17 protein-coding genes are annotated in these 13,873 nt (G+C 64.1%); 3 read left to right on the top strand and 14 right to left on the bottom strand.

All coding sequences use genetic code 11. The features are described from left to right. Window positions 1-80: 80 nt before the first annotated feature. Window positions 81-428, top strand: a complete 348-nt coding sequence (locus GA0061098_RS04640) for a hypothetical protein (protein ID WP_165637163.1) — start codon at window positions 81-83, stop codon at window positions 426-428. Here GA0061098_RS04640 and GA0061098_RS04635 read toward each other — a convergent pair. From GA0061098_RS04635 to GA0061098_RS04605, 7 genes are all read right to left on the bottom strand, one after another. Next, a complete protein-coding gene (locus tag GA0061098_RS04635; RefSeq protein ID WP_091954183.1) occupies window positions 418-1,332 on the bottom strand; it encodes a DUF1932 domain-containing protein in 915 nt (304 codons plus the stop codon). The two genes, GA0061098_RS04640 and GA0061098_RS04635, sit on opposite strands and share 11 nt — an antisense overlap. Then, window positions 1,332-2,201, bottom strand: a complete 870-nt coding sequence (locus GA0061098_RS04630; protein ID WP_091954180.1) for a substrate-binding domain-containing protein — start codon at window positions 2,199-2,201, stop codon at window positions 1,332-1,334. Before GA0061098_RS04630 ends, GA0061098_RS04635 begins: the two co-directional genes overlap by 1 nt. Window positions 2,202-2,222: 21 nt before the next feature. After that, window positions 2,223-2,906, bottom strand: a complete 684-nt coding sequence (locus GA0061098_RS04625; RefSeq protein ID WP_091954177.1) for a 4-carboxy-4-hydroxy-2-oxoadipate aldolase/oxaloacetate decarboxylase — start codon at window positions 2,904-2,906, stop codon at window positions 2,223-2,225. Further along, window positions 2,903-3,616, bottom strand: a complete 714-nt coding sequence (locus GA0061098_RS04620) for a PIG-L deacetylase family protein (protein ID WP_011086622.1) — start codon at window positions 3,614-3,616, stop codon at window positions 2,903-2,905. The genes GA0061098_RS04625 and GA0061098_RS04620 overlap by 4 nt, the downstream gene beginning before the upstream one ends. A gap of 67 nt (window positions 3,617-3,683) precedes the next feature. Beyond that, window positions 3,684-4,985, bottom strand: coding sequence for a C4-dicarboxylate transporter DctA (gene dctA, locus GA0061098_RS04615; RefSeq protein ID WP_091954174.1), 1,302 nt, complete (start codon window positions 4,983-4,985; stop codon window positions 3,684-3,686). Beyond that, window positions 4,982-5,866 (bottom strand): amidohydrolase family protein, encoded by an 885-nt coding sequence (locus GA0061098_RS04610; protein ID WP_091954171.1) that lies wholly within the window; start codon window positions 5,864-5,866, stop codon window positions 4,982-4,984. The genes dctA and GA0061098_RS04610 overlap by 4 nt, the downstream gene beginning before the upstream one ends. Before the next feature lie 30 nt (window positions 5,867-5,896). Continuing rightward, window positions 5,897-6,607 carry a TetR/AcrR family transcriptional regulator gene (locus GA0061098_RS04605; protein ID WP_091954168.1) on the bottom strand — a complete coding sequence of 237 codons (711 nt, stop codon included), beginning with the start codon at window positions 6,605-6,607 and terminating at the stop codon, window positions 5,897-5,899. A gap of 115 nt (window positions 6,608-6,722) precedes the next feature. On the opposite strand from GA0061098_RS04605, the gene GA0061098_RS04600 reads away from it, so the two are divergent. Next, on the top strand, window positions 6,723-7,703 hold the full coding sequence (locus GA0061098_RS04600) for a tripartite tricarboxylate transporter substrate binding protein (protein WP_091954165.1): 981 nt from the start codon (window positions 6,723-6,725) through the stop codon (window positions 7,701-7,703). 129 nt (window positions 7,704-7,832) lie between these two features. Here the strand turns inward: GA0061098_RS04600 and GA0061098_RS04595 are convergent, their stop codons facing one another. Further along, window positions 7,833-8,975, bottom strand: coding sequence for a mechanosensitive ion channel family protein (locus GA0061098_RS04595; RefSeq protein ID WP_091954162.1), 1,143 nt, complete (start codon window positions 8,973-8,975; stop codon window positions 7,833-7,835). A gap of 127 nt (window positions 8,976-9,102) precedes the next feature. On the opposite strand from GA0061098_RS04595, the gene GA0061098_RS04590 reads away from it, so the two are divergent. Beyond that, window positions 9,103-10,353 (top strand): DUF763 domain-containing protein, encoded by a 1,251-nt coding sequence (locus GA0061098_RS04590; protein WP_091954160.1) that lies wholly within the window; start codon window positions 9,103-9,105, stop codon window positions 10,351-10,353. Window positions 10,354-10,390: 37 nt separating this feature from the next. Here the strand turns inward: GA0061098_RS04590 and GA0061098_RS04585 are convergent, their stop codons facing one another. From GA0061098_RS04585 to GA0061098_RS04560, 6 genes are all read right to left on the bottom strand, one after another. Further along, window positions 10,391-10,633 carry a hypothetical protein gene (locus GA0061098_RS04585; protein ID WP_091954157.1) on the bottom strand — a complete coding sequence of 81 codons (243 nt, stop codon included), beginning with the start codon at window positions 10,631-10,633 and terminating at the stop codon, window positions 10,391-10,393. A 63-nt stretch (window positions 10,634-10,696) separates the two neighbouring features. Continuing rightward, window positions 10,697-10,897 (bottom strand): hypothetical protein, encoded by a 201-nt coding sequence (locus tag GA0061098_RS04580; protein WP_018320983.1) that lies wholly within the window; start codon window positions 10,895-10,897, stop codon window positions 10,697-10,699. A 13-nt stretch (window positions 10,898-10,910) separates the two neighbouring features. Continuing rightward, the gene (locus GA0061098_RS04575) at window positions 10,911-11,096 is read right to left on the bottom strand and encodes a hypothetical protein (protein ID WP_018320982.1); all 186 of its coding nucleotides are present in this window, start codon (window positions 11,094-11,096) and stop codon (window positions 10,911-10,913) included. 141 nt (window positions 11,097-11,237) lie between these two features. Next, on the bottom strand, window positions 11,238-12,506 hold the full coding sequence (locus tag GA0061098_RS04570; protein ID WP_091954154.1) for a cytochrome P450: 1,269 nt from the start codon (window positions 12,504-12,506) through the stop codon (window positions 11,238-11,240). A gap of 90 nt (window positions 12,507-12,596) precedes the next feature. Continuing rightward, entirely contained in the window at window positions 12,597-12,923 is a 327-nt protein-coding gene (locus tag GA0061098_RS04565) for a hypothetical protein (protein ID WP_018320980.1), read from the bottom strand. Between the two features lie 105 nt (window positions 12,924-13,028). After that, entirely contained in the window at window positions 13,029-13,802 is a 774-nt protein-coding gene (locus GA0061098_RS04560; RefSeq protein WP_091954151.1) for a ferredoxin--NADP reductase, read from the bottom strand. Between the last annotated feature and the right edge of the window lie 71 nt (window positions 13,803-13,873).

Below are 13,873 nucleotides of genomic sequence, written 5' to 3'. Positions count from 1 at the left end.
CTGTGCGCATTGCACAACAGGCCGCCCGGATCATACTAAGGGGACGCACTGAACGACCTGTTCAGTGGGGAAGTATGTATATGTTCAGCGCATTCAGCAGCATCGATTATCGCTCCATTCAGGCCAACACGCCGGCGGAAACCGCCGTCAAGCGACTGAATGGAATCGGCGAAGTCCTATCTGGCCTCGATATCTCGGCGATCCACACGCAGGACGACATGACCCGCGCGCTCTGGACGCTGGATACCGCCGACAAGTGCATCCGCATGATTCTCACCGAGTTCCGCACCGCGCCCGCCAAGGAGCAAGTCGTCCGCGAGGCCAAGCGCCTGGTCGACCTGATCGAGCTCGCCCGTGACGAAATCTCGAACTATCGCGACAGCGGCAGGGTTTTGAGCTCAACCTACGCGTTCGGCGTCAGCGTTTGATCTTGCTCAGGATTCGATCTGCCTCGGTACGCCAGTCAGCGCTGCGCGCGAACTCCTTGGTGCCCCTGGCGCCGAACAGCCCTTCATCGGCGAGATCAGCGACCCAGGCCTGACGCTCGGCTGTGCCCTGCGCGGACCACGGCGTCAGCCCCGCCTCGCGCACGGTCTCGGCGACCTCACGCACCTCCTCGGCACGCCGGCGGCCGTGCTCAATGACGCGCTGGAAGAAATAGGCGCCCTGCTTCTCCCAGTTGATGCCGGGGAACGTCTCCGCGAGCGAGGCCAGCACCGCATCCTCGACGCCATAGGCGCGCGCTGTCGTAAAACTCTCGATGACCATGGCCTCCAGGCCCTTGATCATGATGCTGCGGCACATCTTCACCGCCGAGGACACGCCGAGCTTGTCGCTCGCGACCTTGGCCGCAAAGCCGATCGCGTTCAGAAGCGGCTCGATCTCCCTCGCGCCCGGACCGCCGAGCAGCAACGGCACCTTGATGCGATAGGGTGGTACCGAGGTCATCACGGCACCTTCGACATAGCGGCCGGCGGCGCCGTCGATCAGCGCAGCGGCGCGCTGCTTGGCGCCGGGCGAGGCCGAGTTGAAATCAAGGAACCATGTGCCCTGGTTGATCGCAGCGGCGCAGGCCTTTGCGACAGGCACCGCCTGGCTCGCGGTGACGGCAGAGATGATGAGATCGGATTTCGCGGTCAACTCAGCATGAGATGCTGCCAGCGTCACACCGTGCTTCGCCGCATGTTCCTTCAGCGGCGCGCCCTGCTCGCCTCCGAGCTTGATGTCATAGGCCGAGACCTTGATATCCTGCTGGCGCAAATCCTCGGCCAAGATCCTGCCGACTTCGCCATAGCCGACCAGCCCGATCTGCCATCGTTTCGGATCCACCATCAGTTCAATCCTCGTGTGGTCTCGTCGAACAGCTCCTCGACCGCATAGCGACGCGGGATCAGTGCCTGCTGGAATGCGTAGTCGACGATCAGCTCCAGCGGTTTCCGGTTGGCCTCGATCCCGAACGGAACAAGGTCGGGCGCTGCCGCGGGCCCCATCTGGTCCTTGTTGCGCTTGAGAAGATCATAAATGCCTGTGACCACGTCAGGGCGCGATTTCGCGAGTTGCTCGGTCACGACCACCAGATGATTGACCGGCACGACGCCGCGCCGCGCGTACCATCTGGCGGCCTCCGCGGCTGGATCAGGAAATAGCGGCCTCAGCTTGGGATTATCAGAGGTCTCGCCGAGGACTGCGTCGAGCTCACCGTCAAGCAGCATCTGCAGGATCTTCTTCTCCTTCGGGGCGCGCTCGGTGGTGTCGACATATTCGGCGACGTGCGGATCCTCGAACGTGATCCAGCGGATCTTGTCGAGATTGACGCCATAGTCGTTGGCGAGGATGCCCCTGATCCAGGCACCGGTCGTCGTCGTGAACGAGCGGATGCCGACGCGCTTGCCTTCGAGATCGGACGGCCCCAGCATTCCCAATGCGGGATTGTACAGAGCATAGGAATGCTGGAAGCGCCCGAGCATGGTCGCCGGCAGCAGCACCAGCGGCTTGCCATGCGCCTTCGCCATCAAATAGGTCACGATCGCCATCTCGCAGACGTCGAACGCCTGTTCCCGCACCATCGGCTTGAACGCGGTGTTGGTCGGCGTGTACGCGACGAAGTCGAAATTGAAAAGATCGGAGCGGAGTTCGCCGCTCTTCACTGCCTGGACGTGGGGGTGACTACCGAGCACGGCCTTCAGCTTGAGACGTTCCATCCACCCGCTCCCGCCGTTGCTCTAGACGTCCTCGGGATTGTCGACATAGACGAGCCCGGCCTTCGCCAGCGCCTCGCGCATGCTGTAAATGTCGAGACCCAGCTCGCCCGAGGCAAGGCGCTTGCGCTTGCCGCCTTCGTCCGCGTTGCGCTTCCTCGCCTTCTCGGCGACCTCGGCGGCGTAGCGCTTCGGGACTACCACGACGCCATCGTCATCGGCCACGACGATATCGCCGGGATCGACATTGACGCCGGCACAGACCACGGGAATGTTGACCGAGCCGAGCGTCGCCTTGACTGTGCCCTTGGCCGAGACCGCGCGCGACCACACCGGAAACTTCATCTCTTGCAGCGCTTTGACGTCGCGGCAGCCTGCATCGATGATCAGCCCCTGCACGCCGCGTGCCTGCAGCGAGGTCGCGAGCAGCTCCCCGAACATGCCGTCGGTATTGTCGGTGGTGCAGCCGACAACAAGGATGTCGCCCTTTTTGCACTGCTCGACGGCAACATGGATCATCCAGTTGTCGCCGGGCTGCGCCAGCACGGTGACCGCGGGGCCGGCAATCGCCGCCCCCGGCCAGACCGGCCGCAAATAAGGCTTCATCAGGCCGAAGCGCCCGTAAGCCTCGTGCACGGTCGAGACACCGTACTCCGCCATGCCGGCAGGATCGGCTCGCTCAATGTTGCGAACGACGACCGGCTTCATGCCAGCTCCTCCGCAACCGTCGGGAACAGGCGCTGATAGGCCTCGCCATAAGTCATGGGCACGCCGGTGTTGCGGCTGCCCTGAATGCCGCGGTTGAGCGCGACGCGCTCGTAATAGCCCCAGAGATGTTTTTGTGCGGCGAGGATCTGGAATGCCTCGTACTTCTCCTTCCAGACCTCGTCGATCTTGAGGAGCAGATCCGGCTTGTAATTGCACTGCTCTGGCTGATGCGGCTCGAACAGGAACACCGGCGGCGCCGAATATTTGTACTGCGCGCCGGGCTTGTGACCCATCGCCTGCGCGACGACGCGGGTCTCCTGCGCGAAATGCGCCGCGTTGGGATGGTCGAAATTATAGGGGTCTTCCAGCGCGTGGGTCAGCACGAAGCTGGGATTGAGCTCGCGGTAGATGTCGACCATGCGGTCGAAATGCGCCTCGGTGAGCTTGAGAGGATAATCGCCGCAATCGAAGAACTCGATCTCGGCACCGAGCAGCTTTGCCGCCCGCTCCGCCTCGTCCTTGCGGCCGGCTTTGACCGATTCCAGCGTCGCGCCCTTCTCTTTCCAGGCGAATTGGCTTTCGCCGCGCTCGCCAAAGGACATGCAGACGATCTTCATGCGATAGCCCTTCTTCGCATGCAGCGCGATCGCGCCGCCGGCGCGCCAGACGAAATCGCCGGGATGGGCGGTGACGACGAGACCTGTCTTCATGGGAGAAACTCCCCTCTCTTGTTCGTAACCATCATAGGCCGCCAGCGTTACGCTGGAAGCCAATTCATCAGATTGCGGCGGCCGCTTGTTCCTCGCCGTCGAGCACGCGCCTCAGGCGCTCGCCGTCGAGCGCGCCTTCCCATTTGGCAATCGCGATGGTCGCGACTGCGTTTCCGATCAGATTGGTCGGCGTCAGCCCCTGCGACATCAGGCGGTGGATGCCGAGCACCAGTGCCACGCTCGTCACCGGGATGGTGCCGGTCGCCGACAGCGTTGCCGCCAGCACGACGAAGGCGGCGCCCGCGATCCCCGCCGCGCCCTTGGAGGTCACGAGCAGGATCAAGAGCAGTTCGATCTGCTCGGCCAGCCCGAACGGCGTGTTGGTCGCCTGCGCCAGGAACACCGAGGCGGCGGCAAGGTAAAGGCAGGTACCGTCGAGATTGAAGGAGTAGCCGGTCGGGATCACGAGGCCGACCACGCTCTTCTCGCAGCCGGCCTTCTCCAGCTTGGTCAGCATCCGCGGCAGCACCGTCTCCGACGACGTCGTGGCGACGCAGATCAACAGTTCTTCCCAGATGTAACGGATCAGCTTGAGCAGTGAGAAGCCGCAGAGCCGCGCCACCGGGCCGAGCGCCACGACGATGAAGACCATACAGGTGAGATAGAAGCCTCCGAGCAGCTTGCCGAGCGAGGCCAGCGATCCCACGCCGAACTTGCCGACCGTAAAGGCGATGGCACCGAACGCACCGATCGGCGCCGCCCACATCACGAAACCGACGACGGCGAACACCATTTTGGCGGCGATGTCGATCAGATGGACCAGCGGCGCGGCCCGTTCGCCGAGCTGCACCAGCGCAAAGCCGCAAAGGACGGAGATGAACAGCACCTGGAGGATGTTGCCTTCGGCAAAGGCGCCGATGAACGTCGCGGGCACGATGTTCATCAGGAACGGCACGAAGCCGATGACGCTGGTCTGCTTGACATAAGGCTCGATCGCGCTGGCATTGATGCTGGCGGGATCGATGTTCATGCCGACGCCGGGCTTGAGCAGGTTGATCGCGATGAGACCGATGATCAGCGCGATCGTGGTCATGATCTCGAAATAGACGATCGCCTTCACCGCGACGCGCCCGACCCGCGCCATGTCGGCCATGTGGGCGATGCCGTGCACGACGGTGCAGAAGATGATCGGCGCGATCAGCATCCGGATCGCCTTGATGAAGGCATCCCCCAGCGGCTGCATCTTGGCGCCCGCCTCGGGGCTGACGATCCCAAGCGCGATGCCGGCGGCCATGGCGATGAGCACCTGGATCCAGAGCTCCCTCCACCAGGGCCGCCCCCGCGGCTTGTCGATTGCAAGCACCGTCATCGGTCGAACTCGAACAGGCGCGCCGGATTGTCGACCAGGATCTTCTGTTGGAACTCGGGCTCGGGCGCGAACAGCGGAATCAGGTCGACGAGGTCGCCGTCATTCGGCATCATCTTGACGTTGGGATGCGGCCAGTCGGTGCCCCAAATGACGCGATCCGGCGCGGTCTCGACGATCTTTCGCGCGAACGGCACCGCATCGGTAAAGGGCGGACCGCTAGAGGACACCCGCTCCGAGCCGCAGATCTTGACCCAGCATTTCTCGTCGCGCTGCATCAGCTCGATCAGGATCCGGAACGGCAGCTGGTCGAGCCCTTCGGAGGCCTTCACCCGTCCCATGTGGTCGATGGTGTAGCTGAGCGGCAGCTTTGCCAGCATGTCGGCATAATCAGGCAGGTCGATCGCATCGAAATGCAGGTCGATGTGCCAGCCGAGCGGCGCGACCATGGCGATGACGCGATCGAACACGCCCTTGTCAGGGACGCCGCCGAGATGGCGAACGAAATTGAAGCGGCAGCCGCGAAAACCGCCCTCGTGCAGCGCACGAAGCCCGCGCTCGGTGATGGTGTCGTCGATATTGGCGACGGCACGGTAGGCGCCGTTACTCTGCGCGATGGCATCGAGCGCCACACTGTTGTCGGTACCGTGCACGCTGGCATTGACGATGACGGCGCGCTCGACACCGAGCTTGGCATGCAGGATGCGAAAATCCTCCAGCGGCGCGTCCGGCGGCGTGTAGGATCGGTCCGGCGCGTAAGGGTATTTCGCACCGGGCCCGAAGATGTGGCAATGCGCGTCGCAGGACAGCTTCGGCAGCTTGAACTTCGGCGTGCGCGTGTTCGGATCGGGCGGCGGAATGGTGGGCGTGTACATCATCGTCATCACTTCAACCGTCGGGCGAGACGGCTTCTTTCAAGCCTTGCTGCTGACGACCGGCCGCCGCCGCGCCGGCGCGGCATGATCGAGCGGCGGCGCCTGGAAGGAGGCAACCGTGGCCTGCACCAGCTGCTCGATAGCGCTGGCGGCATCGCCGCCATCGGCTTCGCCGCGGGACAGGCGCGAGACGCGATCGGGTGTCACCAGCGAGTAATAGAGTGCACCGAGCAGGAAGTGACTGCGCCAGACGATGTCGGTGCGCGGAATGTGCGGCAGGCTCTCGTGGATCGCGTCGATGAAGGCGTGGCTGGTGTCGTCAAATGTCTGCGCGATGATTTTTCGCGCGACCTCGTTGCCCTCGGCCGACATCACTGCGCGCAGCCGCGTGAAGCGCGCACCGCCGCCGGCAAGATCGCTGCCCGAGGTGAAAGCCGGCACGACATAGGCCCGCACCACCGCCTCCAGCCGATCCTGGAGATCGCGCACCCGCCTGGCGGCGGCGAGCAGCTCCGAACGGCGCAAATTCATGGGACCACAATGCCGCCGGTAGATCTCCAGCAGTAAGCCGTCCTTGGTCTTGAAATGATAGGTGACGCTGCCGGGATTGGCTCCGGCAGCCTGCGCGATGTCGCGCACCGAGACGGCGTTGAAGCCGTTGGTGGCGAACAGCTCCTCGGCCGCAGCGAGGATCGCCTCGCGCATGTTCGGCTTGCGGGCCGTTTCCTTGCTGGTGGGCTTGCGTACCATGGGATTTGTACTATCGTACAAAACATCAGGTCTCGTCAACAAAAACCATGGGCGGTATCTGGACGGCTCGAAGACCGATGCAAGGATGCGTGCGCCCGCAAGGAGTGCTGGGAAAATGCCGGGTTTGAACAAGACAATCGGCGGATTGATGCTGGGCGCCGGTTTGCTGCTCGCGGGCAGCGTGGCGCAGGCCGCCGACAATTATCCGAGCAAGCCGGTTCACATCCTCGTGCCTTACGCGGCCGGTGGCGCGGTCGACGTGCTCGCGCGCACGCTGAGCCAGGCGCTGGCCAAGACCTGGGGGCAGCAGCCGGTGGTCGACAATCGTCCAGGCGCCGGCGGTATCGTCGCCTCGCAGGCGCTGACACAGGCCGCGCCCGACGGCTACACGCTGATCCTGGTCGCGAGCGGCCATCCGCTCAACCAGTTCATCTATCCGAGCGTGCCCTACGACACGTTCAGGGATTTTACCGCAATCACCGAAGTCGCCTCCTCACCGCTCGCGATCGTCGTCGCCAAGGACAGCCCCTACAAGACGCTCGGCGATCTCCTGACTGCTGCGAAGAAAGAGCCCGACAAGCTCTCCTACGGCATGTCCGGCAACGGCACCTCGGCGCATCTGGCCGGCGAACTGTTGAAGCACATGTCCGGCAGCAAGATTGTCGCGATCCCCTACAAGGGCGGCGCGCCGGCGCTGACGGCTGTGATCGCAGGCGAGATTCCGCTCAGCATCAATCCGCTCGCGGAAGCGATCGGTCAGCTCGAAGGCGGTCCGGTGCGCGCACTCGCCGTGACCTCGGCCGAACGCTCCAAGGCGCTACCCAACGTTCCGACCGTCGCCGAGTCCGGCGTATCCGGCTATGACGTCTCGGTCTGGTGGGGCGTGCTTGGTCCGGCAAAAATGCCGCCGGAGATCGTGGCGAAGCTCGAAACCGATCTGAAGGCAGCGCTGCAGGACCCGAACGTGCTGTCGACGCTCGGCAAGATCGGTGCCGCTCCGGTCGGCTCCTCCGCCAAGGAGTTTGACGCCTACATGCACGCCGAGGCAACCAAATGGGAGCCGGTGCTGAAGGCGGCCAACATCCGCGCGCAGTGAGGCGCGCATGAGGATATCGTTCGGAATTGTTGCGTGTTCCTTCTGCTCACAGGCATGGCGAACATTGCGCAAGCGGCGGACGCGCGCGTGCAGGCGGCCGTTGTCGGCACCGCATGGCCCCGCGGCTACTCAATTGCGCGCGCTCGCCCGCATCTTCTCCGGCCGCGCGACGGGCCGCAGAAAATCGGCGTCATCGTCGGCCGACGGGATCAGGATCGCCCGCTCGCGCGGTAGCGCCTCCGGCATCTCGTCGCGGATGAAGGCGACGAGCTTTTCCCTGATCTCGCAGCGCAGGTCCCAGGATTGCGGCGCGTTTCGCGCGCTGACCAGCGCGCGGAGCTCGATGGTCCGCGAGTCCGCGTCGATCACCTGGAGATTGACCACCGCGCCATCCCAGAGCTTGGACTGCTTCACGGCGTCCTCCAGCCAACGCCGGATGCGCGGCACGTCGGCGCGATAATCGACGTGCAGCGCGATCACGCCGATCAGGGATGCGGTGTCGCGGGTCCAGTTCTGGAACGGCTTCTCGATGAAATAGGACAGCGGCACCACCATGCGGCGCCAATCCCACAGCCGGATCACGACATAGGTCGAGGCGATGTCCTCGACCCAGCCCCATTCGTTCTCGATGATCACGGCATCCTCGATGCGGATCGGCTGGGTGATCGCGATCTGCAGGCCCGCGATCAGGTTGCTGAGCAGCGGCCGCGCGGCAAGGCCGACGATGATGCCGGCTGCGCCGGCGGAGGCGAACAGGCTGACGCCGTATTGCCTCACCGAATCGAACGTCATCAGCGCGGTGGACACCGTGATGACGACGATGATGGTGTCGGTGACGCGCTTGAACACGCGAACTTGCGTGACGTGCTTGCGCGCGACGAAATTCTCGGTGACATCGCGGAAATTCTGCAGATAGCGCGCCGCGCTCATGTCCACGACCCGGATCGAGATCCAGCCGATCAGGGCAATGACGGCCACGACGAACAAGCGCATCAGCGGCGTGCGGATCATGTCGTCGAGCGGGGCAAGCGGCAGGACCAATGCGACGGCCGCCAGGCAAAGCGCCAGTTGGGCCGGGCCAGCCGTGCGGTCGATGAACACGCTCAGGAGCGGAAGGCGGGTTCCGAAGGCGCGCGCGAGCAGCCATACGGCGACCCGATAGACGAACAGCGCAAGCAAGATCGCGCCGACAACCAGGCCGAGGCCGACAAACCACGACGGTATCCAGCCGAACATCCTGTCGATGTCGGCCATCAGGGCCTGCAAATTCATCGATTGTCCCCGTCATTGCATTCGCGTAGCCCGCTCAACGCCTCCCGGCCGGCTTGGCTCCCCTCTCTCGTGCAACGCAGCATTCCGCAGATGCAACCGTCGCCCAATTGCGCTAGCTTTAGGACTCATGACCAGACGTACCGGCAGCGCCGATCTTCCCTTGCACACCGGACGGGTTCCGCCGTGGCTTGCGAGCCGGATGGCTTCGCTCGGATCGATCGTCACGCAGGCGATCGTGCATCATTACGGCCGGGACGCGTTCCTCCAGCGGCTGTCCCATCCGTTCTGGTTCCAGTCGTTCGGCGCCGTGATGGGAATGGACTGGCACTCCTCCGGCATCACGACATCAGTGATCGGCGCGCTGAAGCGCGGGCTCGGGCCGCTCCAGGATGAGCTCGGCATTTATGTCTGCGGCGGCCGCGGCCAGCATTCGCGCAAGACGCCGGACGAGCTGATGCAGCTGGGCGATCGCGTCGGCTTCGACAGCGCAAGGCTCACCCGCGCCAGCCGCCTGGTGGCGAAGGTCGACAGCGCGGCCGTGCAAGACGGCTTCGACCTCTATCTCCACGGCTTCTTCGTGACCGCCGACGGCAAATGGACGGTGGTGCAGCAGGGCATGAACGGCGACAAGCGCCAGGCCCGCCGCTATCACTGGCATTCCGAGACGCTGAAGAGCTTCGTCGATACGCCGCACAGCGCAATCGACGGCCCGCAGCAGGGCGAGATCGTCAATCTCACCGACCACCGCGCCGATATCTCGCGCAACGCACAGCTCGAGCTCCTCAGCGATCTCGGCCCCGATCGCATCCTCACTGAATTCGAGCGGCTCACCGGCACTGCGCCCGAGCCTGCGCAGGCCATGCTGCCGCATCTGATCATGCCCGCGCATCACGATGTCCGGCCAAAGGATGTGTTCGCGCGGCGCCTGCACGGCACCCTCGCCGCAGCCGCCGAACGCGGCCCGGTCGATTTCCCGGAGCTGCTGCTGACGCCCGGCGTCGGCGCGCGCACCGTGCGCTCGCTGGCCATGGTCGCCGAGGTCGTGCACGGCGCGCCCTATCGCTTCACGGATCCCGCGCGCTTCTCGCTCGCCCATGGCGGCAAGGACCGGCATCCCTACCCTGTCCCGATCAAGGTCTATGACGAGACCATCCGTGTCCTCAAGGATGCGATCCAGAGCGCGAAGCTCGGACGTGACGAAGAGATGCAGGCGATCCGGCGCCTCGACGACCAGGCACGGCGGCTGGAACGCACCGCGCACGGCCCGTCGGTCGAGACCTATATCGCCGGCGAGCGCGCGGCGTCACCCGATCTCGACGGCCGCTCCGTGTTCGGCTGGGAGCGCGACCTCGTGCCGACAAAAAAGCGGACCGGCTGAACACCGGTCCGCGAGTTCAGCGGGAGGAATGTCCCTGTCAGGTCTCGTCAGTCTCCGGCGTCTCGTCGAGCCGGTTGGCTGCATGATCCTGATACTGATCGGTCTGAATGGACTTGCCGTCCATGCCGCGAATGTCCGAATGCTGGGCCTTGTCGCGGTTGGACAGGACCATGTTATCGCCGATCTTGTCCTTGGGCACTTCGGTCAATGCACCGGTGCCGTCGCCCTTGCCATGCATGCCGGATCTGAAGTGCGTCTTGCTGCCGTGCCCACTTGGCATCAGTCTCTCCTCTTGGCTCGGTACGTCCGTTGTACCGGTATTGGTCGCGGCGGCTGCTGTGGTCTATCTGCCGCCGCCCTTGCCGGCCGCATCGTGGCGGTGATGGGAATCCTGCTCGCCTCCGCCACCGGAAACGCGGCTATGGCTTCGCTGCTCATCGTCCGCAGGCGGCTTCTTCACCTCCAGCGGCGCCTTCGCGTTCTCATGCGATGCGCCGGGGCCACCCTGGCGAATGCTGTTGGGTGTCTTGGTGGATGTCGACATGAATGTCGCCTCCTCAACGGTCTTGCTGGTATCCCTGATTGGTCGTGTTCTGCTTGATGTTGCCTTGTTGCCCCTGTTGGTCCGGATTTTCCGCGCGCTGCTGGCCGCGCGGAGTCTGATCGGCCGACGTTTGCTTGGTGTCGCCAGTTCCCTTCCGGCTCTGATTGGCCGGCGGAACATTCGGCATTTTGCTGGTCATGATCCAACCTCTTTGAAAGATGGGAATCCTGGACACGGAACTGTTCCTTCGCATGCCCTCAGGTCCCGGTGGACAACAGCAAGCGCCGCAGGCCGTTCCGAGCAGATCATGGTCAGCGACGATTTGCCGAAGGAGAGAGCTTCACTCCGCCCGCACGGGAGAACGATCAGCCACCGCCGGCGTCGCAGCGGCAAATGTTCCGTGGACCTCGGCCGTGACGGGAAGCTTCGCAATCATGCGAATCCCCGGCCGCTTGCGCCAATGGATCTGCGAGGGATCGACGGCCAGACCAAGTTTCGGCCAGCGCACGAACAGCGCTTCCAGCGCGCAGGCCGCCTCGATCCGCGCAAGCTGATGGCCGAGGCAGAAATGGATTCCTGTCCCGAACGAGAGGTGACGGTTCGGCTTGCGCTCGAGATCGAGGCTTTCGGGACGATCATGCATCGCCGGATCCATGTTTGCGGCAGCGAGCATCACCATGACACGGTCGCCCTTCTTCAAACGCACGCCTTCGACCTCGACGTCCCGCCGCACATAGCGCGGCTTGGAGAACTGCACCGGTGACACGAAGCGAAGAAACTCCTCCACCGCAAGCCCGACGCGGCTCCTATCCTGCTCCAGCCAGTCGCGGAGCCCAGGACTTCTGAGCAGCTCGTAGGCCGAACCGCTGATGAGATGCGTGGTCGTCTCGGAGCCGGCTGCAAGCAGCAGAAACACCATCGAGACCATTTCATCCGGCGTGATCTGGGCACCCTCGCGCTCGACCTGGACCAGTTCGGCGATCAGGCCTTCACCGCCCTGCACGCGCGCGGCCTGCAATTGCTGCTCCAGGTAGCCCCGCATCTTTCGGAACGCCCACAGCAAGCGGAAGAAGCTGACGACATTGGTCAGCGAGGACATCGCGTTGCCCCAGGCGATGAATTTGGGCCGGTCGGCCAGAGGCAATCCCAGAAGCTCGGAGATCACTGCGAGCGGCAGGATGCGCGCGTAGCGCTGGACCAGATCGGCTGGCCGTCCCTCCGCGAACAGCTCGTCGGCCAGGCCGTCGGCAATGGCACGGATGCGCGGCTCCATCGCGACGATGGCACGACGGCGAAAGGCCTCGTCCACGATGCTGCGGAGCCTGGTGTGATCCGGCTCGTCCATCGTCAGCATGTTGTTGGCGATGGTTCTGACGAAGCTCGGCATCCACCAGCGCAGACCCGCGACGTCGCCATCCTCCTTGCGCAGCGTGAAGGTAGCGCCGTCCTTCAGCACCTGTGCCGTCGCGTCATGGGTCGTGGTGATCCAGACATCGCCGACCAGAGGAAATCGCGTCGCGACGAGAGGACCGGACATGCGCAACGCCGCGATCGCCTTGGACGGATCGCGAAAGAAGGCCTCGCTGGCGAAATCGAGGCGCGTTGTCATGGATTCACCGGAGTGATTGCTGGCGTCTCACCCAAATGGTATGGGCGGGCCAACGCGCAAGGGTCGGAACTGGCGCGAGGAGACGACGATTTATCCACGCCCCGGCGAGCGCTGGCCGGTCTTGCGCTGCTGCTGGTTGGTATAGGCGTCCCAATGGCTCCAGCTGCCATTGCTGAGGCTCTGCATGTCGGTGCCGAGCGGACGGCGCGTGCGCTTGTCGTGATCGGCGATCACGCGCTCGGACTGGGCGATCTTGCGCTTGAGTTCCGCGATCGCCTTCTGGGTCTGGCCGTTCCGCTTCGAGGAGGCGATCTCGCCCATCGTGAAGCGCGCGGTCTCCAGCGCCTTCAACTCGGCGCGGTTCTTCTTCAACTGGACCCGGTGCCAGGCGATGTTGCTGTCGCTGTCCGCAACCATGTGGGAACTCCGCTGATTCGTTCCCACAGTGTATCAAGCGCCGAATCGGCGCCGCAACGGGCCCCACGCGGCGAAAATGCGGTCTTCTCAAGCTAGAATTGCGCGTTAGCGCTCGGCAAAGGCCTTTTCGACCACGAATTGGGCCGGCTCGCCGTGATTGCCCTCGACAAAGCCGCGCTCTCCCAGGAGCACGCGGGTATCAGCGACCAGTGCCGGGCTGCCGCAAATCATGACGCGGTCGTGGGCGGCCTCCAGCACCGGCAGGCCAATATCGGCGAACAGCTTGCCTGTGGTGATGAGGTCGGTGATGCGGCCGCGGTTGCGGAAGGGATCGCGCGTCACGGTCGGATAGTAGATCAGCTGATTCTGAATGTACTCGCCGATCAGCTCGTCCTTCGGCAGCGTCTCGGTGATCATCTCGCCATAGGCGAGCTCCTTGACGTGCCGGCAGCCGTGCAGCAGCACGACCTTCTCGAACCGCTCGTAGGTTTCGGGGTCCTTGATCACGCTCAGGAACGGCGCAAGGCCCGTGCCGGTGCCGATGAGGTAGAGGTTGCGCCCCTCCTCCAGATTGTCGATCACCAGCGTGCCGGTGGCCTTGCGGCTGACGATGATCTCGTCGCCTTCCCTCAAATGCTGGAGCCGCGAGGTCAACGGACCGTCCGGCACCTTGATCGAGAAGAACTCCAGCGTGTCCTCGTAATTGGCGCTGGCGACGCTATAGGCTCGCAGCAGCGGCTTCTCGCCGACCTTGAGCCCGATCATGGTGAATTCGCCGTTGCGGAAGCGGAAGGTCGGGCTGCGCGTGGTCTTGAAGGAGAACAGCGTGTCGGTCCAGTGGTGGACGCTCAAAACGCTTTCCTGATTGAAATTGCTCATCTCACCTTCCCTGTCGCTTCCAATGCGGTTCCGAGGCGGGCAGCTATGCGTCGTTTGTACACGATCATTCG

The organism is Bradyrhizobium shewense (genome assembly GCF_900094605.1).
Taxonomy (GTDB): Bacteria; Pseudomonadota; Alphaproteobacteria; order Rhizobiales; family Xanthobacteraceae; genus Bradyrhizobium; species Bradyrhizobium shewense.
This window is presented reverse-complemented; position numbering and strand designations above follow the sequence as displayed.